Origin of the sequence: Paenibacillus sp. FSL W8-0439, assembly GCF_038008995.1 — a bacterium.
Classification (GTDB): domain Bacteria; phylum Bacillota; class Bacilli; order Paenibacillales; family Paenibacillaceae; genus Paenibacillus; species Paenibacillus polymyxa.
On sequence record NZ_JBBPAK010000001.1, the window covers coordinates 1,230,636 to 1,253,125 of the forward strand.

Genomic DNA, 22,490 nt, shown 5'->3' on the forward strand with positions numbered 1-22,490 from the left:
ATATGATTGCGTTTACAATCTAAATAAAAACAAAGCAAATTTAAATTTAAGGATACGCATAGGAAGAGGAGAGGAAGGATGAAGAAAACGCTGCTGGTGTACATGCTGTTGATTGCGGCCTTTGCTCTCTATGTGTTCAGATATGAACAATCCGAGCGGTTGAATGGAGCTTGGGAGGAAAAAGGGCTGCGAGGCAGCATCGGAGAAACGTATATGATGATTACGTTCCAGTCCGGTTTGGAATATTGGAAAAGCGGGCTCAAAGGCTTCGAGGATGCTGGGGATGCCTTGGGGGTAACGGTGGAGTACCGGGGGGCGACCCGGTATGATGCACAGGAGCAGATGACCATCATTGAGCAGGCGATTGCCCGTAAACCCGCAGGAATTGCCATATCAGCGATTGATCCACACTCCCTGATCCCGGTCATTAACAAGGCGCTGGATGCGGACATTCCTGTCGTGCTGTTTGACGCTGGAGCGCCGGGGAGCCGGGCGTATACATTTTTGGGTACGGATAATTATAAGGCGGGCGTGACCGCTGCGGAAAAAATGGCTGAGCTGTTGGGACGTGAAGGCCAAGTCGCTGTTCTGACACTGCCGGGGCAGCAAAATCATGAGGAACGCTCGCGCGGCTTTCGCGATACCATTCAGCGGCAGTATCCTGCCATGAAGGTGGTGGAAGTGGTAGATGGTCGTGCTGACGTGATGGTGTCCAGGGATGAATCGCTAAGGTTGATGAAGGCTTATCCGAAACTGGCGGGTATTTTTGTGACCGAAGCCACCGGAGGAACAGGTGTGGGTGAGGCGGCACTGAGCCAAAAAGGCAGTCATCCGCTAAAAATTATTTCTTTTGATACGAATAAAGCGACACTGGATATGATTCGTGATGGGACCATCTCGGCAACGATTGCCCAAGGGACATGGAATATGGGCTATTGGTCACTTCAATATCTGTTCCATCTGCATCATCATTTGACGATTCCTGCACCTTCTTCGTCTGGAGATAACACCCCGCTGCCCGTGCGGGTGGATACTGGGATTTCCGTCGTCACCCGAGCGAATGTAGATGATTACTATGCAAAATAAATATTGGAAGCGCATCCACTTAGGGATGCATCAAATGATGCCGAGGTTACGCTTGCGCAATATGCCTTTACGCTATCAGCTCATGGTGCTGTTCCTGCTGTTTGGCATCGTGCCTTCACTGGGACTAGGCCTGCTGGTGAATTGGACGGTGGAACGGATTATTGAGCGGCAGGTGGAAAACCATACGATGCAGTTAATTGGCAAGGTGAACGAAGCACTGGATACCAAAATGGAAAATTTACAGAACATGACGTATCTGATTGCGTTTAATCCTGAAATTGGGGAGTTTTGGAAAGGGCGGACGCTGGCTGATGGTCACGCGGGTCATACGAGTAGTGTAATGCCGGGAAATCAGGGGGAGCGAGCCAAGAAACCTCTCCTTAACCAGGCTCCCGGCTCTAAGCAGGTTGTAAGTTCCGTACAGGAGCAGGATACCTTGTATGAAATGAAGCAATTTTTGCAGGGCTTTACCACTTTATATCCTGAAATTGCCGGGATTCTGATCGTGAACGAAAAAGGAGATTATATCAGCAATGAAATGTATGCTCGAAGCACACGCAGTCTGACGGAAGAAGACTGGTACACACAGGCGGCGCAGCATGCAGGGATATTCACTGTGCTGGGACAGCCAAGTCACCGTAATGTGACCACTCATGTCCGGTACAAGGACAGTGAAATTGTCTCTGTCGTCCGTTCGGTCACGGATTCGGAGACAGGACATGTACTGGGTGTAATTATGATTGATCTTAAGCTGCGGGCTGTGTCGCAAGCTGCCAGAGATGTAACCTTGGGCAAAAGCGGGTATGTCATGGTGACAGATGCCAAGGGACGCAGTGTATATATGCCAGATATGCCTTTGATTGAGCGCATTCCGTCGCAATGGTTCGGGCCAGAGGATAGCGGGATGTTTACCCGTGAAGCCGGAGGCAGGGAATTGCTGTTCATGTTCCAGGCTTCCGAGTTCACGGGCTGGAGAACCGTGGGAGTATTCCCGGCACGCGAATCTACACTGGAAGTGCGGCAAATTCAGTTCTACGTTGTCTGTTTTGTTTTCATTGTATGTCTGTTTGGCTTAACGGCATCCTTGCGATTGTCCAGCTCTATCGCGCAGCCAATTTTCCGGCTTATGTCTTATATGCGTACGGCAGAGACGGGGGATCTTACGGTTCGCCAATGGAGTGAGCGCGGGGATGAAATCGGAATGCTGGGCCGGAGCTTTAACCGGATGCTGGAGCAAATCCGCCGTCTCATGTCGCTTAGCGAACTGAGGGAACGACAAAAACGGGATGCCGAACTACGCAGTCTTCAAGAGCATATTAAGCCGCATTTTCTATACAATACGCTAGATACCATTCATTGGATGGCCCGAAAAAATGGAGCAGACGACGTATCCGATATGGTGGGGGCGTTATCGAGATTGTTCCGCCTTGGACTGAGCAAAGGGGATGACTTTATTCCGCTGCGCTCTGAGATTGAGCATATCTCAAGCTATATGCAAATCCAGCAAACCCGTTATCGTGACCGACTTCGCTGGGAATTAAATGTACCCGACGGGCTAAAGGATCTGTTTGTGTTGAAGCTTATGCTTCAGCCTGTGGTGGAAAATGCGATTTACCACGGCATTAAGGCCAGACGTGGTCCAGGCACGATTTGCGTAGAAGCTAAAGCCGAGGACGGCAAGCTGCTGCTGACGGTACGTGACGACGGTGCAGGGATGACGGCAGAGCGTCTGCGTGAGCTGCGTGAATGGCTGGAAATACCGCTGGAGGCGATGGAAGGAAAACGGAAACAAAAGGAAGTTCGTACAAATGGCAGAAGCTACGGCATGCTGAATGTACAAGCGCGTATCCGATTGTCTTTTGGCGAGGAATATGGAATTACATTGGACAGTAAGGAAGGGACAGGTACCTGCGTTACAATCACTCATCCGTTGCTGCTGGATATGGCGCAACTGAAGAAGCCTTATGACAAAGGAGAGGGTCAGGATGACGAAATCCAAGGGAACAGACAACGCGACAACGGCGAGTCTGATTGACCAAGCCATACCAGAAGTGACGATAGGGACGGCTAAACGTTATCAAGTATTGATCGCAGATGATGAGCCGATCATCCGTGAGGGGATTCGGGACTGCCTAGACTGGACGGCTCTGGGCATGGAGGTTGTAGCAGAGGCAGAGGACGGTGAAGAAGCGCTGGAACTGATTGGTCAGCTTAGCATCGACATCGTGCTGGTCGATATGAATATGCCATTCATGGATGGAATTGAACTGATTCGGCGGCTGCGGGAAGGACGCTCGGAGTGCCGTTGCCTGATCATTTCCGGGCATGATGAATTTGCTTATGCACAGGAAGCTGTACGGCTTGGCGTAGAAGATTATATTCTGAAGCCGGTAAATGCGGATCAGCTTCACGCTGCATTGTCACGGCTTCGTCAGCGACTGGACGAGGAGCACAAACGCGCCGCCTATGTAGAACAAGCTGCCGGGCAGATTGAACGGAATATTCCGCTGCTGCGTCAGCGGTTTTGCCTGGAATGGCTGGAAGGACAGCACACGGGAAAAGACGTCATGGAGCAGTTGGCGTTTTTACGTCTTCCATCCCGGCCGCCTGTACAAATCGGCGCGGTACGGTGGCCTGCAGCAGAAGCACGGCAGACGATTATGCGTGAGAATGACCGCCAGTTGTTTCTTTTCGCCGCTGAAAATATTATTGGCGAACTGCTGGAGGACCGATCGCATGTGTTGTTTCGCGATGCGAACGGGCTGATCGGCATATGCCTGTGGCAGGAGGCACCCGAGACGATCGGCGCTTCTATAGAGCAGGCCATTGGACGCTACCTGAATATAGCGGTTCACACCCATGTGGAGTCCAACACGGGTGGGCTGGAAGGCGCAATCAATGCGTACCGGGTGAGCCGGGATCGGGTGTACGGTGAAGCGCAGCTATCTCCCATCGTACGCCGGGCACGGCAGCTTATTCAGGAAGGTTATGCCGATCGCGAGCTGACGCTGGAAGCTCTTGCCTCGCGGCTACAGGTATCGGCTGTATATCTCAGCCGTGTGCTCAAAAAGGAGCTCAACGACAGCTTCGTGACCCTCGTCACGCGTGCCCGTATCCGCAAAGCAGTGCAGCTACTGGACTCTACGACATTGTCTGTGCTTGATATAGCAGAACGTACGGGATACGATAGTCAGCACTATTTTAGCACTGCTTTTAAAAAAGCCATGGGCGTGTCTCCTGTGCAGTACCGTAAGGGCGGGGGAATTCAGGAAAATTCGTCGGAATAGGAATGTTGGATTGCGGAATTGCCTTGCGCCCTCTCATGATAATCTGTGCTAAAAAGTGTGTGTGTAATCACACCCGCACGTTCAGGGGTTTGTTACGCTGTAGATAACGAACAAATATCTATCAATATTTGGAGGAAAACGATATGTTTTGTTATCAGTGTGAACAGACGCCGAGTGGCGGGTGTAAAGTCATTGGGGTGTGCGGAAAAAATGAGACAGTAGCGAGCTTGCAGGATACAATGATTTTTGCATTAAAAGGGATTGCTGCCTATGCCACACATGCACGTCAGTTGGGATATACCGATCCTGAGGTGGATCGGATCACGCATGAAGCGTTATATATGACCTTAACCAATTCTAATTTTAATGTACAAGAGCATTTGGAGATGGCAATGAAGGTCGGAAATGCAGCTGTACGGATCATGGATGTGCTGGATCGTGCCCATACGGATCGTTTTGGCATTCCACAGCCGATTACCGTCAGCCAAAATAAAATCGAAGGTCAATGTATCGTCGTGACCGGACATAATTTGTACGCGCTGGAGGAATTACTGCGGCAGACCGAAGGAAAGGGCATCAACATCTACACCCACTCGGAAATGCTGCCTGCCCACGGTTATCCGGCATTGAAGAAATATGCACATCTGAAGGGCAATATCGGCAAGGCCTGGTATGATCAACGCAGATTGTTCGAGGAATTCCCTGGCGCGATCCTTGCCACGACCAACTGTGTTATGCCGATTAAAGGCACATATGCAGACCGCTTCTTCTCTTATGAAGTAGCAGGGCTGGAAGGTGTAGCCAAAATTGTGAACGACGATTTCTCTCCACTGATTGAACGCGCGTTGGCCCTGCCAGCCGCAGATGTAGACTCGGAACAGGTGCTTACGACAGGATACCATCATGAGACGGTCATCGGGCTGGCACCTGAGATCATTCAGGCCGTCAAAGACGGACATATCCGCCGTTTCTTCGTCATCGCGGGCTGTGACGCACCAGGCAAAGGCGGCAACTATTACCGCGAGCTGGCGACATCCTTGCCGAATGACACGGTCATTTTGACCACGTCCTGTGGTAAATTCCGCTTTAATGATGTGGACTACGGCACTGTTGGAGATACTGGCATTCCACGTTATATTGATTTGGGGCAATGCAACAATTCCGGTTCTACTGTGAAAATCGCTCTGGCTTTAGCGGATGCTTTTGGTTGTACGGTGAATGAGCTGCCTGTCAGCATTGTGCTGTCCTGGTTTGAGCAAAAAGCAGTTGCCATCCTGCTAGGCTTGTTCAGCCTTGGCATCCAGGATATTCGCATTGGGCCAAAGCCGCCTGAGTTTATTTCTTCTGGTGTACTGGATGTACTGGTGGAGATGTTTGGCTTGAAGCTAATTACGACCGCAGAGGAAGATATGAAAGCGATGCTGGCGTTGTCGTAAGAGGTAGGTGGGGAACTGCAGAGTGCAGTTCCTTTTTTTTGTTCATCGTTCATCCATTCTAATAAATATATCCGTAAGAATCTTTAAGGCCAGCTCAGTATCTTTGGTTTCACGAGTTCTTAGGAGAGACAAAATGGCTTTTATACTCGAATCTTCTTCGGTAAGCTCATCATTTTCCTTCACATATGTAAGCAATTGATAGACGCCCACGTTCAATGCCTTCGCTATTTTCTCCAGATTTTTCAAAGATATATTTCTCTCCGCACGCTCGATGAAACCAATATAACTCGAATTGAAACCTGCTTTTTCGGCTAAAGCTTCTTGGGAAAGCCCTTTAGACTTTCGAATATCTCGAATACGTGTACCGACTAATTCTAATAGTTCTGACATGAATACACCTCTCTATAGTTAGAAGTGTAGAGAAAGAGTTACATCTAATTAATATGCGTTAGTAAGTAAATTGAATTAAAAACTACTATATAGTAATATTCATTATGAAGCTTGTCCGATAGCTAGAAAATTATACATTTTAGTGGTCTAATGATATGCTACGTTGCTCACATTTGTTTCAGGATTTTGCAAAACCCTTATTTATGAATTTAAATTCAGGAGTTGATTCCTCATGAAACACTACTCCTTAAGTCCCCAACTACATAGTGATTCCGATTTCAAATTGCCGAAGTACAGCGACACCCACATATTGAATTGCATGATGGATTTTCAAAAGCTTGCCCAATACCAAATGCAGCTTGCCCAGATGATGCGTGATCATAATCAATGGCTAAACTGCCTCATTCTTTGTGATCGCGCCATGTTTTCTATGGCAAAGGCCATTTATGTGCATCGAAATCAAATCATGCCTTTATCCATTAGTCTATCCATGAACGATCTGCTTAGACTAATTCGCTCGGATGCTGAGCCGTGTTTAGATATGGTGCTGTTTATGGGTACCATGCATTATCTGGTCTCCGGAGAGGAAGAAGCATCCAGGGAGACGATGAAGCTGGAGGAAGTAGATATGTTGCTGTATAAAACAGACTCTATTCTAGAGTCTCTGTCACAACGGATCGTAGCTGATCCGTCTAAGCGGTATCCGTCTATTTTTAAAGAAAACCCGTTCAATTAAATTGTTTAATTTTTAAACTTCATATCAGAAAGGGTGTTATTTGAAATGCCTACATACAACAAGCTGGTGCGGGATCGGATCCCGCATATCATTATGTCTCAGGGGAAGGAATGTCGGACACGAATTTTGGACCCAGAGGAGTATAAGCAGGAACTGCGAACGAAGCTTCGTGAAGAGACTGAGGAATATTTTGCAGCGGACAAAGATCAGGATGCGCTGGAAGAACTAGCGGATATGCTCGAAGTCATCCGAGCGCTGGCAGAAGTACATGGAGCGAATGTACCCGAGCTGGACAAGCTGCGGGCGGACAAAGCCGAGGCCCGGGGAGGATTCCAGGAGCGGGTGTTCTTAATTGATGTCGACGAAGCTTAACGTCATTAAGTAATACCTCCCCCACCACAAAGGTTAAAATTTTATAAAAAAGGTTCAAAACCTGCAAAGACCTTCCCCGGCCTGGAATGATACCATGTGTTTGCACATAAAAAAAGAGAGGTGCTCATCGTCTCACTTATGTAAGCGCTATCTATTACTGATCTAATCAGCAATGACCTGAGGATTTTGCAAAATCCTTACCTTCAAATGACTTGCATCACATGAGGAAAGGGGAACTTCATATGAAAAAGGGAGCTGTTGTTGTATGGCTTCTGGTTTTGGCCCTGATGCTTTCGGCCTGCAATCTGGCGGAGAGTGGAACGGGCAGCAAGGAAAAAGGCTATGTGGGTATTTCCATGCCGACCAAATCGTCTGAGCGTTGGGTAGGAGACGGGGAGAATATGGTTCGGTTGTTTCAGGAGCAAGGCTATAAAACGGATTTACAGTATGCCGAGGACGTGGTGGAAAATCAAATTTCCCAAATCGAAAACATGATCACTAAGGGCGTCAATGTTATGGTCATTGCTTCGGTCGATGGAAACACGCTGACGGATGTAATTCAGAAGGCACACGACCGAGGGATTCAGGTCATTTCTTACGACCGTCTGATTCGCAACACACCGTATCTGACGTATTATGCGACCTTTGATAACTTCAAGGTGGGCGTATTACAGGCGGCATATATTGAGAAAAAGCTGGGTCTCAAAGATGGCAAGGGCCCTTTCAATATCGAGCTGTTCGGCGGATCGCCGGATGACAATAATGCATACTTCTTCTTTAATGGTGCGATGTCCGTACTTAAGCCATACATTGATTCCGGTAAGCTGGTCGTGCGCAGCAAGCAGATGACGATGGCGCAGATCGCTACACTGCGATGGGATGGAGCTTTGGCACAGTCGCGGATGGATAATCTGCTGAGTGCCTACTATTCAGGGGCCAATCTGGATGCGGTGCTCTCTCCGTATGACGGGATTAGCATCGGTATCATTTCATCCCTGAAAGGGGTCGGATATGGATCAGCGAACAAGCCGCTGCCGATCATTACCGGACAGGATGCGGAGCTGGCTTCGATCAAATCCATTGTGGCTGGAGAGCAGACCCAAACCATATTTAAGGATACTCGCAAGCTGGCTGAGCAAACGGTCGTGATGGCCAACAGCATTTTACAGGGCAAGCAAGCGGAAGTGAATGATGTCAAATCGTATAACAACGGGAAAAAGGTGATTCCTGCGTACCTGCTTGATCCAATCTCGGTGGATCGGACGAATGTGGAGAAGGATATTGTCGGCAGTCACTATTACACCAAAGAGCAAATCGGACTGAAATAAGAGTAAAAATCCAACCGAAAGGAGCGTAACCCATGACTGGAATCATCTTGGAAATGAAGGGAATTACCAAAACCTTTCCTGGCGTAAAGGCATTGGAAAATGTGAATCTCAAGGTCAAGGAAGGCGAGATTCATTCGCTGTGCGGCGAGAACGGTGCGGGCAAATCGACGCTAATGAAGGTACTGAGTGGTGTATATCCGCATGGAACCTACGAGGGGGATATTATTTTCCAAGGCAAAACGTGTGAGTTCAAGGATATCAAGCAGAGCGAGGAATTGGGTATCGTCATTATCCATCAGGAACTGGCATTGATCCCGTATCTCTCGATTGCAGAAAATATTTATCTGGGCAACGAACGCGCCAGCGGCGGCGTGATTGATTGGAAAGAGACTTTTGTGGGGACACGCGAGCTGCTGTCCAAGGTCGGGTTGAGTGAAAACCCCAATACCTTGGTTACGAACATCGGGGTCGGCAAGCAACAACTGGTCGAAATTGCGAAAGCGCTCTCTAAAAAGGTAAAGCTGCTTATTCTGGATGAACCAACAGCAGCATTGAATGAGGATGATAGTGAAAATCTGCTTAATTTGATGCTGGAATTTAAAAAACAGGGCATTTCCTGCATTCTGATCTCCCACAAGCTGAATGAGGTCGCAAAGGTATCGGATTCGATTACGATTTTGCGGGATGGGAAGACGATTGAGACGCTGGACATGAAAAAGGATGAGGTCACAGAGGATCGGATCATTAGCGGAATGGTTGGACGCGATTTGACCAGCCGTTATCCAGAGCGTCATGCCGAGATTGGCAAAGTCGTGTTGGAAGTGAAGGACTGGACAGTGTATCACGAGCATCATGCGGACCGCAAGGTGCTGGATCAGGTGAATTTGAACATTCGCCGCGGTGAGATTGTCGGTATTGCCGGGTTGATGGGTGCAGGACGGACTGAGCTAGCGATGAGTATCTTTGGCAAGTCATACGGGCGCAACATCTCGGGTCAACTGATTAAGGACGGCAAGCCGATCCAGAACAACACGGTTACGGACGCAATTAACAACGGCTTTGCCTATGTGACGGAGGATCGCAAGGAGTACGGCCTCATTTTAATGGATGATATCAAGCGCAATATTTCGCTGACCGGTCTGAACAAGCTGGCAAAGGGCGCTGTAGTTAATGAGCAGGAGGAAGTCGTCGTTGCAGAGGAAATGAAAAAAAGCATGAACATCAAAGCGCCAAGTATTTTGCAGAAAACGGGCAATCTGAGTGGCGGCAATCAGCAGAAGGTAGTACTGAGCAAATGGATTTTTGCCGGACCGGATATTCTGATTCTGGATGAGCCGACGCGCGGCATAGATGTGGGTGCAAAATACGAAATTTATACGATTATTCATCGTCTTGCCGCTGAAGGCAAGGGGGTACTGGTTATTTCGTCCGAGCTGCCAGAGGTACTGGGCTTGTGTGACCGGATTTATGTTATGAATGCCGGGCGGATCACCGGAGAGGTTAGCCGTGAGGACGCTTCGCAGGAAACGTTGATGAGATATATGACCAAGTCAGGAGGCGTGAAGCATGGAAACCATAACTAAACTATTTAAAAATAACATCCGCCAATATGGCATGATGATTGCGCTGGTCGTCATTATGATTTTGTTTGAGGTGCTGACAGGCGGCTTGCTGTTGAAGCCGATTAATATTACCAATCTGATTCTGCAAAATAGCTACATTCTCGTGCTGGCGATCGGGATGGTGCTGGTTATCATCACTGGGCATATTGACTTGTCCGTCGGCTCCATAGCCGCTTTTGTCGGTGCGGTTGCCGCCATTATGATGGTCGATTGGCAGCTTCCAGCGTGGGTCGCTGTGATTGCAGCTTTGCTGGTCGGAGCGTTAATTGGGGCATGGCAAGGGTTCTGGGTCGCTTATGTACGTATTCCGGCATTTATCGTTACCTTGGCGGGTATGCTGCTCTTCCGCGGATTAACAATGATCGTGCTGGAAGGCCAATCAATCTCTCCTTTTCCGGGGGGATTCCAGAAAATCAGTTCAGGCTTTCTGCCCGATTTTTCATCTACCGGTTATAACCTGGTATCCATCATTGTAGGTATTGCACTTACGGTATGGTTTATCGTGAACGAAATTCGCGAACGCCGCTCTCAGCTTAAATATGGATTTGAGGTTCCGTCACAGGTGTTATTTGTACTCAAATTGATCGTGGTGGCTGCTGTGATTAATCTGTTTACCTTCATGCTTGCGAGCTATGCGGGAATACCGAACATTCTCGTCCTGCTGTTCATCCTGATCGTGGTATACTCCTTCGTCATGAACCGCACGGTTATGGGGCGCCATGTGTATGCGCTGGGTGGAAATGAAAAGGCAGCGGGCCTGTCTGGTGTCAAAACGAAAAAAGTAACATTCTGGGTATTTGTCAACATGGGCGTACTGGCTGCCATTTCTGGTCTCATCTTTGCTGCACGTCTGAACGCGGCTACGCCGAGAGCAGGTACGAACTTTGAGCTGGATGCCATCGCAGCTTGCTTTATCGGTGGAGCTTCGGCGTCGGGCGGAATCGGCACGGTTTTTGGAGCCATTATCGGTGGCTTGGTTATGGGCGTACTGAATAACGGTATGTCTCTGATCGGTCTCGGTATTGACTGGCAGCAAGGGATCAAGGGCTTGGTACTGCTGCTGGCGGTTGCCTTCGATATTTACAACAAAAACAAAAGATCAGTCTAAGCTTATATTCAATATTGTAAAATAAGCAAACCTCCAGTCCCACTTGAAACTGTGGATGCTGGAGGTTTTTGCTTTGTTAGGTTTATGGCTATTAGCTAACCCAACTAAGTCGTCACCATTTGTCCGCCGTTCACATGCAGCGTCTGGCCGGTAATGTAAGAGCCGTCATCTGAAGCCAACAGCACATAGGCAGGGGCCAATTCATAAGGCTGCCCGGCACGCTTCATCGGCGTATTGCTGCCAAAGGTGCGAATGACTTCAGTCGACTGTGTGGCTGGATTCAGCGGAGTCCAGATCGGACCGGGAGCAATGGCATTCACGCGAATACCCTGATCGACCAGATTATTAGCCAAAGCGCGCGTGAAGCTGACAATGGCTCCTTTGGTAGCTGAATAGTCAATCATATTTTTTTGCCCAACATAGGCCGTAACCGATGCCGTATTGACGATGCTGGCCCCAGCCCGCATATACGGCAAGGCTTCTGTAGTCATATGGAAGAAGGAAATAATATTCGTATCAAACGTATCACGAAGCTGCTGTTCACTGATATCCAAATAGGATTCGCGCACAAACTGAATCCCCATATTATTAATGAGGATATCAATACGACCGAAGGTTTCCATCGTTTTTTGAACAACCAGACAGCAGTTGCTTTTGAGCCTTAGATCACCTGGAATTAACAAGCAACGTCGGCCAAGCCGGTGAATGACATCACGGGTCTCCATAGCATCTCGATGCTCATCGAGATAGGCAATGACCACATCGGCCCCTTCCTTGGCAAATGCGACTGCAACCGCGCGACCAATGCCACTGTCCCCGCCGCTAATAATCGCCACCCGATCCTGAAGCTTTCCCGTACCGATATACTTTGGATTATCAAAGATAGGGCGTGGAACCACCAGGTATTCCAACCCCGGCTGTCTATATTGATGCTGGGGAGGAAAAGCAATCGGAACTTCTTTACATTGGGTTTCTGTACCATAATAAGGATGCTGATATTGCCAATTCATTTAATAATCCCTTCTTTTAGGCGTTTTGAAATCCAATATATTCGAAATAGGCGCAAACGGTGAATCGGGAGTTATCGCCTTATGCCGAAATCGTCGCTCCATCTGCCGGAATATGGACACGCTTCTCCAGACCTTCACGATGGATATGTTCCGTAAGCTCGGAGCGAGTCAGTACACAATGGTTGATGGCTTCCATATGGACAGCAACGACTTGGGTGTAAGGGGCATGCTGTGCAACAACTGTTACATCTTGGGCAGTCATAATAATGGGATCACCCACTGTAAACCGCGCTCCTCCAGCGTTCACGATCGTCCAGTCAGGACGGTATTTATCCAGTGCTTCCGCGACTTCACTGCACCAAATGGTATCCCCGGCCACGTAGACGACAGGCTCACCTGGAGCCTGAAATACAAAGCCGGATACGGGTCCCATCTGCTCCCCGATTTCTCCAGTACCGTGATGTCCAGCAGTACGGGTAATCTCGATTTTCCCGACTGAGCCAGCCACCGAAATCGAAGTAACCTGTGTAAAACCGTCAGCCATGATTTGTTCTTCATTTCCGGGCTGGCAGAAGACAGGAATTTGTTTGTCCAGCCAGCGTACTGCCGCCGGGTCCCAATGGTCTGGATGCAAATGCGTGACGATGACCACGTCAGGCTGTCCAAGCGTCTGCCATTGTGGTGGCAAGGGAACCAGCGGATTGCGGAAAGTGTTTTCCGTATTGGGAACTGGTGGATTTAGGCCAGCATCACTCAGCATCGGATCAATCAGAAATTTTACTCCAGCGTATTCGATCCATAAGGTTGCGTTGCGGATTAGTGTGATTTTCATATATAGAAGCTCCTTTAATCGTAAATGTTTTTTGACCGAGTGTATTTTCGGCCGTTCTTTGTTTCTGCTACAATCATATCTGACACAAGAAGATGCAGGCTACGGCCTGCTGAAAGGAAAACCAGCATTCTCGTTTCATCATGAAAGGAAAAATAACTATGGAACTATTCGTACCTGATGAGACCGACCTGCGCATTCTTCATCATTTAATTGAAGACAGCTCTTTAACGCACAAGGAGATTGGTCAGCTTGTTCATTTGACAGGCCAAGCAGTAGGGGCACGTGTTCGAAAAATGCAGGATGCAGGTATTATTGAAGGCTATACACTGCGCTGGAACCCGGAGAAAATTGGGCAGACGATTCATGCCTTTATTACGGTTTTTCTGAATTCAGGAACGACTCACAGTGCTTTTCAGACTTTTGCACGGGAGCATCCCTCTATTGTCGAAATCCATCGGGTAAGTGGGGAGGGCTGTTATTGGATGCGGGTGCGCATGTCATCACAGTCAGAGTTAAATGCTATGCTGGATGAACTTACGAAGTTTGGTAACTACAAATTGAGCTTTTCCATTGGCGAAATTTAATGATAAAAGCTTTCGGCATTTTGTGCCGAAAGCTTTTGTTTACGAGGGCTATTGAAGTCAGTGTTATAGGCTCATTTTAAAAATATGCTGCAAGCCGTGTTGTCCCATTTTAGTGTTACCTTCATCGATAAATCCGCATTTGAGATATAGACTTTGGGCAGCAAGATTACGGGCATTGACGCCTAGTACAATCTCGCGAATATGTGGAAAGTGTGTAGAGATGAACTGTGGTAACAGAAGCAGTCCTTGTTTAGCAAACCCTTGTCCCTGATCTGCATAATGAATAGAAAACGCACGTAGCAGCAGTGCCTCAGAAGTATTCGTATAGTCTGCTAATTCATCTCCATCGTATAAAATGAAAAATCCAACCGGCCTTCCAGTAGCCGTAATCACGACTGGATGGCGGTGTGGGTCTTCCTTGGCCAGTGCCAGCATTTCAGCTGGCATTCCAGTAAATTGCTTCTGCTCATCGGGCAAATAAAAGGTATGTAAAATCGCATCATGCTCACAATGGTAAGGGACAAGCCCTACATTATTCATCATTACACTCCGATCTGTACAAATTTTAACTTACTATACATCTCGTTTGCTAAAAAAAGAAACCTGAACTCGCCTTACTTACGTATTATCCATACATAAACTAGCATAGTCAAAAGGAGACGTCTACGCTTATGAAGCCGCTTATAGAATATCGGGAAAGTCAGGATGTATTGCACCAAGAGCTGAAGCAGATTGAAAAGTGGGAGAAGGAGCAGAAGGATATTTTTTTCTGGGAAAAAATCGGCAGATGGCCCTTTATGCTGTTGGATCGGCTGACGCCCAAAATCATTAAGGACAAGCTGGAGCAGCTGCTTAACGAGATGGGTAGCTTCATTCAAAATGGTGGCAAATATTTGGTGAAAGAAGAAACAGTCCTGAGTAAGCTGAACAAGACGGCCCGTGAATATATGATTCAGCAAAATGGTGCAGCTTCCGCCTCGGATACGGAGGATCAGCCCCATTCCGGGGAAAACGCAGATGCGGAGCATAGTGAGGAATCCATGTGGGATTTGAAGCAGGCGGCTGAGCTCCCACTAACGATCATGGATCAGACTGCGGACGAGATGACGTCGGGTCGCATTACCTTTGCCACCGCTCAGGGAGCAACCACGGGAATTGGCGGTGTGTTTACGATTGCGGCGGATATCCCTATTTTGCTTGGCTTGTCACTCAAGGTGCTTCAGGAAATCGCTTTGTGCTATGGGTTTAACCCCCATGATAAGCAGGAGCGCATTTTTATTATTAAATGTATGCAATTCGCTTCATCTGATATTGTGGGGAAGAAAGCTGTATTAGAGGAACTGGCCTTGTTCGATGATCCTTCACGTCAGGCACAGGTTTTTTCCCAGATGCAGGGTTGGAAAGAGGTCATTAACACCTATCGTGATCAGTTTGGATGGAAAAAGCTGCTGCAAATGGTCCCGATTGCGGGCATTTTGTTTGGCTCCATTGCCAATCGAAGCGCTATTAGTGACGTAGCTGAAGCAGGGAAAATGCTATATCGGAAGCGCCGTATTTTGATGCGTTTGGTAGAAGAAGAGAATGAATTGGAGTAGAAGTGGGGAATTACGTTACTTTGCTACAAAACCTTTGCTATAAAGGTGTGCAGCGGCCTAGTTGGCCGCCGCACGTCAGCCTGTTACACTTCGGCTCCATTTTCTTCCGCCCAGCGATTCAGGGTTTTGTCTGTAGGAAGTAAGAAGGTTAAAATGCCGAGCAGTGGCAAAAAACCGCACAGGAACATAATGTTGGTGATGCCTACTTTGTCGATCCAGTTGCCAAGCACGAGTGCGCCCACACCGCCAAGGCCAAAGGCCAGGCCCGTAATGAGACCGGACACCGTCCCGATTTTGCCAGGCACGAGCATCTGTGCATATACGACTGTGACCGAAAAGCTGGACAACATAATAAATCCAATAATCGCCAGCAGGATCGCCGTCCAGAATTGGTTGGCATAAGGCAGCAGCAGCGCTAATGGTGCAGCTAATACCATGGACAGAAAAATCATATTGCGCTTGCCAAAACGGTCTGCCAGCGGACCACCAAAGAAGGTACCTAGCGCCCCAGCCCCGAGGAACAGGAAAATGTACAGCTGTGCATCCGCCAATGGCATTTTAAATACTTCCATCAGGTAAAACGAATAGTAGCTTCCCACCGAGGTTGAATACCACGAACGGACAAATACCAGCAGAATGAGGACAATCATGGCAAACATAATCCGGCTGCGCACTTCGGGCTTCATGCGGCGTGTCGCCGCTTTTTTGCGTGCAATGCCTTCTGTACGCAGGACGTTACCGTACCAGCGGGCAATGAATGATTGCACTACAATCCCGGCTGCCGCAATACCTGTGAACCAGATGGCGCCAAATTGCCCCAACGGGATAAAAATCCAGCTTGTGAGCATCGGTGCCAGCGATTGGCCTGCATTGCCGCCAACCTGGAAAATGGATTGTGCCAATCCCCGGCGTGATCCTGCCGCCATATGGGATACGCGCGAGCCTTCCGGGTGAAAGGCGGCTGAGCCCAGACCTACGAAGATGACTGCGATCAGCACCGCTTTATAATCGGCAGCATAGGCGAGCAGTAGCATACCAGTCAGCGTAAAGCCCATGCCGATGGGAAGGATAGCGGGCGTAGGCCGTTTGTCCGAAAACAAGCCAATGACAGGCTGCATGATCGAAGCAGTAAAGTTGATTGCGAACGAGATCCAGCCGATCTGCGTGTAGCTCAGGCGCATAGATTCCTTCAGGATCGGAAAAATCGCTGGAATGACCGACTGAATCGAGTCATTGAACAGATGAACGAAACTGATTGCAATCAGAATCGCAAAAACGGTGCCTTTCGCTTGCGATCCCGGAAGGGGGAGCAATTGGCCCGTTTCTTTTTTTGTAGCAGATTTAGTAGTCATGGCAACCTCCGGGTAAGTATGTATATTTTAAGATATAGGAAGTAATCCGATTGCAGCAAATGGCTGAAAGTGGGATAAAGTCCCTATTTGCTCTTTGCTGCTAGCCCATCCTGCTGGATACTCTTTATTGCTTGATCCTTTAATTTACAACAGATTATCGTGCTCTGAGTGTACTATATCTGCATAAGATATCCTTTATTTATCATTTTACTCTCTAATATGCATGAGTTGGTTCTCGGTTGAATGTTGTTGAAATTTCTTTTACATATAAATAAGCAAGAAGAATTTAACAAAACTAGGCTCTTTATTTAACAAACTTAAGATATGATTCTTTATGTCATACAACTTGTTGTATAGGTGATAGCTCTGAAGAGAAAGTATGAAGGGCACAAGAAAAGAGAGGATCTGATTTGAGAATGAAATTGCTAAGAAAGCCACTATCCGTTGCATTATTATCTGTACCATTACTTCTAGGTTCTCTGGGTGGAAATTACGCGAGTGCGGCAACACTGCCAACAACAGTAACTCCAACAGAACCGTCATGGGGATATTTTGTAGATCATTATAAAAATAATAGTGCTGCTAATAAGACGGAAAGCACCAATCCGACTCTCGGGTTGCTCTCTGAATTTAATAAGCTTTGGACTCCCGGCGCTACCTGGGACACAGGTACCAAACTAAACAGCAGTGTACTGGACGCTAATATTCAAAAAGTGATTGATATTGCTGCCCGTCGCACTTCCAGTGAGGCCGATGCGGCTTATTTGGACGACCGCCGAAATCAGAGCTACAGTGTAATCGACGGTCTGGGTTCACTTACTGATATATATCGAAAGAAGGCAGGTGCCACGACAACAATCAACGACGTTCCGGCCGATGCCACAACTAAGAAATATGAAGATGAGGGAACGAATGCAGGGGATACCAGTTCCAGTCTCGGCAACGTCGTGAATCTGGTCAATACCTTGCGTGGGGACTACTCTACGACGAACCCGGCCAAATCTTACTTTAGCTATCCTCGTCCGTTCCGCTGGAGCGACAATTCAGTAGTTGTTCCAAGTCTGATCCCTGCCCTCAAATCTGATGCTACTAATGATGGCGGCTTTCCTAGCGGTCATACCAATGCTGCGTATCTCAGTTCTATAGCTATGGCCTATGCCATGCCGGAGCGTTATCAGGAATTGCTGACACGAGCTTCGGAGCTGGGCAATAATCGTGTTGTTGCTGGGATGCATTCCCCGCTTGATGTTATGGGAGGACGCGTCATGGCAACAGCGATGGCTGCTGCGATCCTGTCTGATCCAGCCAATAGCAGCTTGAAGAAAGCAGCTTATCAGGATGCTCATAAACAATTGCTGTCCCAAAAAGGTACAGCCCCAGATCGGTTCAGCAATTATGCTGCGAACAAAAAAAGTTATAATGAACGACTAACGTATGGATTCAGTCAGATTAATCCAGCTACGACGCCCATGACAGTACCTAAGGGAGCTGAGGTGTTGTTAGAAACACGTCAGCCTTACCTTGACAGCACACAACGCCGTTGGGTATTGGCCACTACAGGTCTTCCATCCGGTTATCCTGTGCTTGACGATGCCGAAGGATGGGGACGCTTGAACCTGTTTTCCGCTGCGGATGGCTACGGTGCTTTCGTCAATAATGTTACAGTAAATATGGACGCCTCCAAAGGGGGTTTCAATGCGTTGGATCGCTGGCGCAACCCTATTTCTGGTACTGGAAAGCTGACTAAAAAGGGAACAGGTACGTTGAGGCTTATGGGTAGCAATACGTATTCCGGTGGTACGCAGATCGATCAAGGCGTACTTGAAGGTAATTCGCAGACAGCTTTCGGAAGTGGCACAGTTACAAATAACGGGGGAACTCTTCTTAAAAACAATGCAGGAAAGCTGATTGTTGGCGGGAATTACAAACAAACAGCCAAGGGCAAGCTTGAACTCAATCTGCAAAGTAAAAATGATGTGCTCAAAATTAAGGGAACAGCCCAACTTAACGGAAAATTACGCCTGAATTTTTCTAACAAATATGTACCAGCTAGCGGTGCGACCATTTTAACCTACGGTAAACGAAATGGGGCATTTACTTCCATCGAAGCCGCGGGTTTGCCGAGCAATTATAAAGTGAAGGTTGTCTATACAGCTGATCATGTTCAGTTGAAAGTCACGAAGTAACCCAATAGGACAATTACAGGTGCACCTTTGGAAATCACCGGATAAACCATGAAGTTATCCAGTGTCCATTCTAAAGGTGCATTTTTTGTTACTGATGAAACATGATATGACCAGTATTAATTCTAAGGGATGTTTGCTTTCGACAATATTCTACTGTTTTTATACATTTTTTAAAAAATTAGGTAAAAAAGAACTATTTACTGGTAATTTATTTGTGTTATTATACAAATATGTAAAAAAGAAGGGAGATTTTGTATGAAAAAGTCAATAATAAGTGGTATCCTAGTATTCTTTATGCTTATTGGCGCTATCGGCCCCACAAGAGCTTTGGCAGAAGATGCGACATCACCTGTATCTTCTCAGAAGGAAATTGTTAATTTTCAGTTAATTAATGACGATTTGAACAACTATGAATACACTTTTGAAAAAGGGGGGGAATCTTTCCGGATTGTCGAGAAAATTGATTTGAACAACAAGGAAGTATTTAGTAAGACTTTCAAGAAAAATAATGAAGGAGACTACGTACTAGACTCCGAAATTTCATCAAAAATGATGAAAGATACAAGCTTACTTATATCTACTAAGCAAAATGGTATTACGACAAATGAAACAATTTCTCCAACTGTAGTATCAGAGGCAAAAGATGACTTAAGCAAAATTGAGGGTGTGAATGATTTAAGTGATAGTAAAGCTCAACTTCAAGCAAGGAGTGATCTAACGGATTGGCAGTACCAAACCACTACAAAAGGGTCAACTCTAGCAGATAAGTTAACAGTGGGGGCTATATCTATTGTTATATCTGCACTTGTTCCTTATGCGGCAGTGAAGATTGTTACACAAATTGCAAATCTTTACTATCAACTAAATACACCCAATATATATTACTCTAAACAATGGTATTATAGATATACTTTAACAAATCCTCCATTACCACGTGCAGAAAGAAGCTTCACGTATTTCTATAAAGACTCAAGTTATAGCGACTTTATCTATAATAGTCCTGTAATGACAGAAAATTATACTCCTGGTTGGGGACCATGAGTTAACAATTTTATAATATAACCTCAATTAATGCACTTTTTCGTAATTTTCGAGAAAGTGCATTTTTTATTTGTAAAATGAAGTGAGACAACTAAAAAAGTACGCCTTCTGGAGAATTTACGCTAGAGTTTGAAGAGAAGCTGAACTAGACTTGGCCCTTTGAACCGATTGCAGAGCAGCGAGGGATGACAGGTAGATCGTTTGTCTGCTTCAGAACAATCTACCGCTGGATTTTACGCAATCTTCTGGCTGCAGTGGAGGTTGCGCCTTCGTCACAAAGAGCAACCTCCCCAAACTCGTTGACGCTTTTGAGTCGGTACATCTCTCTAAAGGAGTCCATAGGCGGACGATCTTTGACCACTGGGAACTCGATACCATGGTGTCCAGTCGTAGAAAGAGCAAGATTTGTCGAGCAGAATATCCAGATGTATATTTAGCCTGCCTGGCTACAGTGAATTAAGGAAAAGAATTTTCCAGTTATGCTAACTTGAAGCATTTGGACACAATTTTGCTGAGGTTACTGATGGAGACTGACCATTCCATTGTCTTATCAATAATTGTCTCAAATCTATCTAAAGTAAAAAAAGAATATTGCACTAACAATCAAAAGTAAAATATACATAATTACAAATTTAGCTTTAGGCTTGCGTATTATTTCTATAATAACCCATATAACTATTATGGCAGCTGCAAGCCAAAAAGTGATAGTAGAAGGGAAAATGACAATTAAAACAAATATAATCAAACTGAATAACAAACCGCTCCTAAATTGGTTCATGCATATCTCCTTTCATTCCTGATTTTATGTAATTGTACTACATAAATTTGTTAAAAACTATAAATGGTTTGTAATAATTTGTATTTAGTGAGTGGGCAGAAAGTGATTAACCTTAAATCGTAGTTGATTAAGACAAGTACAGATTCGTCTGTATTGCTGGACCAAGGGTATAAAAAGGTCAAAATTTGACCTTAATGTAGTAAAATAATCGCACTGTTTGAAAGCGCAGTCATGTTATTCTTAAGAAGCATATTAGTCCAAGTTTTAAAGGTTCAGACTAACTAAGAGGAACAGAGGAAAGGAAGAAGACTGATGAGTCTTGAGAAAGAATACGTTAAAATAGCCCAGGATGTCATTAAAGGGCTTGGTGGAGAAGACAATATTATTTCCATGGCACATTGTGCTACACGGTTGAGATTGATTGTAAAAGACAGGGATATTATTGATGATGAATTTATTGAAAATATTGATAAGGCAAAAGGGGTCTTTTTTACCTCCGGACAATACCAGATTATTTTTGGAACCGGTACCGTGAACAAAGTTTACGAAGCGATGGTCGGCCAGAACGTATCTGCGACATCAAAGGCAGAGCTGAAAGAGAAGGCCTCCACGCAAGATGATAACTTTTTCAAAAGAATGATCCGGGTTTTCGGAGATGTATTCGTTCCCATTATCCCTGCATTGGTAGCTACCGGCTTGTTTATGGGAGTTAGGGGCTTGGTAACTCAGCCTGCACTGCTACAGTTATTTGGACTTACACCGGATGATATTTCTGCGAATTTCATATTATTTACGCAAATACTGACCGATACCGCGTTTGCATTTTTACCCGTGCTGGTCTGCTGGTCTGCATTCAGAGTGTTTGGCGGGTCGCCGATCTTGGGAATTTTGCTCGGACTCATGCTGGTAAGTCCTTCTTTACCTACTTCCTGGGATGTCGCTCAACATGTGAAGGAACCTCTATTATTTTTGGGCTTCATCAAAATCGCAGGCTATCAGGGCTCCGTTCTGCCGGCGTTCATTATAGGGATCGTGGGAGCGATGATGGAGAAAAGAATTAGAAAATCCGTTCCCGAGGCATTGGACTTGATTCTAACACCGTTTCTGACATTGTTGCTCACACTGGTACTGGGCTTGTTCGTGATTGGTCCCATCTTCCATGAGGTAGAGGTTTTAATATTATCGGCCGTTACAGCTATTTTAAAATTGCCATTTGGCATTGGCGGGTTTATTTATGGTGGCATTAATCAGATTATTGTCGTTACCGGACTGCACCATGCGCTCAACCTGATCGAAATACAGATGCTGGTGGATGGCGGCTGGAATATGGTTAACCCGATCAGCTCGGCCTCTATTTGTGCACAAGCAGGTGCGGCGTTAGCGGTCGGCCTGAAATCGAAAAGATTAAAAACCAAATCTATTGCCTATCCTTCTGCCGTGTCTGCACTGCTGGGCATTACAGAACCGGCAATTTTTGGGGTGAACATTCGGTATGGTAAACCATTCGTGATGGGCTTGATTGGAGGAGCGGTTGGAGGATTCTTCGCACGTATCTTTAATGTTCAAGCCACAGGCATGTCGATTACAGCTATACCTGGCTTGTTATTGTATCTGAATAATCAAATTTTTCTGTATGCTTTAGTTTGTTTAATCGGTTTTGGTGTAGCATTTGCGTTGACGTGGATCTTTGGATTTAAAGAAAAAATAGAGAACAAATAGAGAATAAATAAAATTTGGTGGAGAAAAT

Annotated in this window: 19 protein-coding genes; 14 read left to right on the forward strand and 5 right to left on the reverse strand. The window is 46.4% G+C overall.

The genetic code is table 11. The features are described from left to right. Window positions 1-78: 78 nt before the first annotated feature. The 4 genes from MKX36_RS05315 to hcp all read left to right on the forward strand — a co-directional run bounded on the left by MKX36_RS05315 (window position 79) and on the right by hcp (window position 5,809). A complete protein-coding gene (locus tag MKX36_RS05315; protein ID WP_017426379.1) occupies window positions 79-1,086 on the forward strand; it encodes a substrate-binding domain-containing protein in 1,008 nt (335 codons plus the stop codon). 34 nt (window positions 1,087-1,120) lie between these two features. Further along, entirely contained in the window at window positions 1,121-3,121 is a 2,001-nt protein-coding gene (locus MKX36_RS05320) for a cache domain-containing sensor histidine kinase (RefSeq protein WP_340864353.1), read from the forward strand. Continuing rightward, window positions 3,072-4,373, forward strand: coding sequence for a response regulator (locus MKX36_RS05325; RefSeq protein WP_151255450.1), 1,302 nt, complete (start codon window positions 3,072-3,074; stop codon window positions 4,371-4,373). The genes MKX36_RS05320 and MKX36_RS05325 overlap by 50 nt, the downstream gene beginning before the upstream one ends. Window positions 4,374-4,516: 143 nt before the next feature. Next, the gene (gene hcp / locus MKX36_RS05330) at window positions 4,517-5,809 is read left to right on the forward strand and encodes a hydroxylamine reductase (RefSeq protein ID WP_017426382.1); all 1,293 of its coding nucleotides are present in this window, start codon (window positions 4,517-4,519) and stop codon (window positions 5,807-5,809) included. 42 nt (window positions 5,810-5,851) lie between these two features. Here the strand turns inward: hcp and MKX36_RS05335 are convergent, their stop codons facing one another. After that, a complete protein-coding gene (locus MKX36_RS05335) occupies window positions 5,852-6,199 on the reverse strand; it encodes a helix-turn-helix domain-containing protein (protein ID WP_016821354.1) in 348 nt (115 codons plus the stop codon). 232 nt (window positions 6,200-6,431) lie between these two features. On the opposite strand from MKX36_RS05335, the gene MKX36_RS05340 reads away from it, so the two are divergent. The 5 genes from MKX36_RS05340 (at window position 6,432) to mmsB (ending at window position 11,365) form a co-directional block, all read left to right on the forward strand. Beyond that, entirely contained in the window at window positions 6,432-6,935 is a 504-nt protein-coding gene (locus MKX36_RS05340) for a hypothetical protein (protein ID WP_090888229.1), read from the forward strand. A gap of 45 nt (window positions 6,936-6,980) precedes the next feature. Further along, window positions 6,981-7,307 (forward strand): nucleoside triphosphate pyrophosphohydrolase, encoded by a 327-nt coding sequence (locus tag MKX36_RS05345; protein ID WP_102998633.1) that lies wholly within the window; start codon window positions 6,981-6,983, stop codon window positions 7,305-7,307. A 242-nt stretch (window positions 7,308-7,549) separates the two neighbouring features. Beyond that, the gene (gene chvE, locus MKX36_RS05350; protein WP_017426385.1) at window positions 7,550-8,635 is read left to right on the forward strand and encodes a multiple monosaccharide ABC transporter substrate-binding protein; all 1,086 of its coding nucleotides are present in this window, start codon (window positions 7,550-7,552) and stop codon (window positions 8,633-8,635) included. A 32-nt stretch (window positions 8,636-8,667) separates the two neighbouring features. Beyond that, window positions 8,668-10,218: a multiple monosaccharide ABC transporter ATP-binding protein gene (gene mmsA / locus MKX36_RS05355; protein ID WP_019686346.1), complete on the forward strand. Its 1,551-nt coding sequence runs from the start codon at window positions 8,668-8,670 to the stop codon at window positions 10,216-10,218. Beyond that, complete coding sequence (gene mmsB, locus MKX36_RS05360) at window positions 10,202-11,365, forward strand: multiple monosaccharide ABC transporter permease (protein ID WP_016821349.1); 1,164 nt, start codon at window positions 10,202-10,204, stop codon at window positions 11,363-11,365. Before mmsA ends, mmsB begins: the two co-directional genes overlap by 17 nt. 104 nt (window positions 11,366-11,469) lie before the next feature. Here mmsB and MKX36_RS05365 read toward each other — a convergent pair whose 3' ends face one another. Together MKX36_RS05365 and MKX36_RS05370 are read right to left on the reverse strand one after the other, a co-directional pair. Beyond that, window positions 11,470-12,375, reverse strand: coding sequence for a glucose 1-dehydrogenase (locus MKX36_RS05365; RefSeq protein ID WP_090888223.1), 906 nt, complete (start codon window positions 12,373-12,375; stop codon window positions 11,470-11,472). A gap of 79 nt (window positions 12,376-12,454) precedes the next feature. Beyond that, window positions 12,455-13,207: an MBL fold metallo-hydrolase gene (locus MKX36_RS05370; protein ID WP_340864354.1), complete on the reverse strand. Its 753-nt coding sequence runs from the start codon at window positions 13,205-13,207 to the stop codon at window positions 12,455-12,457. A 158-nt stretch (window positions 13,208-13,365) separates the two neighbouring features. On the opposite strand from MKX36_RS05370, the gene MKX36_RS05375 reads away from it, so the two are divergent. Further along, a complete protein-coding gene (locus tag MKX36_RS05375) occupies window positions 13,366-13,791 on the forward strand; it encodes an Lrp/AsnC family transcriptional regulator (protein ID WP_025364208.1) in 426 nt (141 codons plus the stop codon). Window positions 13,792-13,854: 63 nt separating this feature from the next. Here MKX36_RS05375 and MKX36_RS05380 read toward each other — a convergent pair whose 3' ends face one another. Next, on the reverse strand, window positions 13,855-14,331 hold the full coding sequence (locus MKX36_RS05380) for a GNAT family N-acetyltransferase (protein ID WP_340864355.1): 477 nt from the start codon (window positions 14,329-14,331) through the stop codon (window positions 13,855-13,857). Between the two features lie 131 nt (window positions 14,332-14,462). Between MKX36_RS05380 and MKX36_RS05385 the strand changes: the two genes are divergently transcribed. Then, complete coding sequence (locus MKX36_RS05385) at window positions 14,463-15,386, forward strand: EcsC family protein (RefSeq protein WP_340864356.1); 924 nt, start codon at window positions 14,463-14,465, stop codon at window positions 15,384-15,386. An 83-nt stretch (window positions 15,387-15,469) separates the two neighbouring features. Here MKX36_RS05385 and MKX36_RS05390 read toward each other — a convergent pair whose 3' ends face one another. Next, complete coding sequence (locus tag MKX36_RS05390) at window positions 15,470-16,738, reverse strand: MFS transporter (protein ID WP_290402839.1); 1,269 nt, start codon at window positions 16,736-16,738, stop codon at window positions 15,470-15,472. A gap of 416 nt (window positions 16,739-17,154) precedes the next feature. On the opposite strand from MKX36_RS05390, the gene MKX36_RS05395 reads away from it, so the two are divergent. The 3 genes from MKX36_RS05395 (at window position 17,155) to MKX36_RS05405 (ending at window position 22,462) form a co-directional block, all read left to right on the forward strand. Further along, a complete protein-coding gene (locus tag MKX36_RS05395; protein WP_340864357.1) occupies window positions 17,155-18,924 on the forward strand; it encodes an acid phosphatase in 1,770 nt (589 codons plus the stop codon). Window positions 18,925-19,179: 255 nt separating this feature from the next. Next, a complete protein-coding gene (locus MKX36_RS05400) occupies window positions 19,180-19,965 on the forward strand; it encodes a hypothetical protein (RefSeq protein WP_025364214.1) in 786 nt (261 codons plus the stop codon). A 1,090-nt stretch (window positions 19,966-21,055) separates the two neighbouring features. Further along, the gene (locus MKX36_RS05405; RefSeq protein ID WP_017426394.1) at window positions 21,056-22,462 is read left to right on the forward strand and encodes a sucrose-specific PTS transporter subunit IIBC; all 1,407 of its coding nucleotides are present in this window, start codon (window positions 21,056-21,058) and stop codon (window positions 22,460-22,462) included. The last annotated feature ends 28 nt before the right edge of the window (window positions 22,463-22,490 follow it).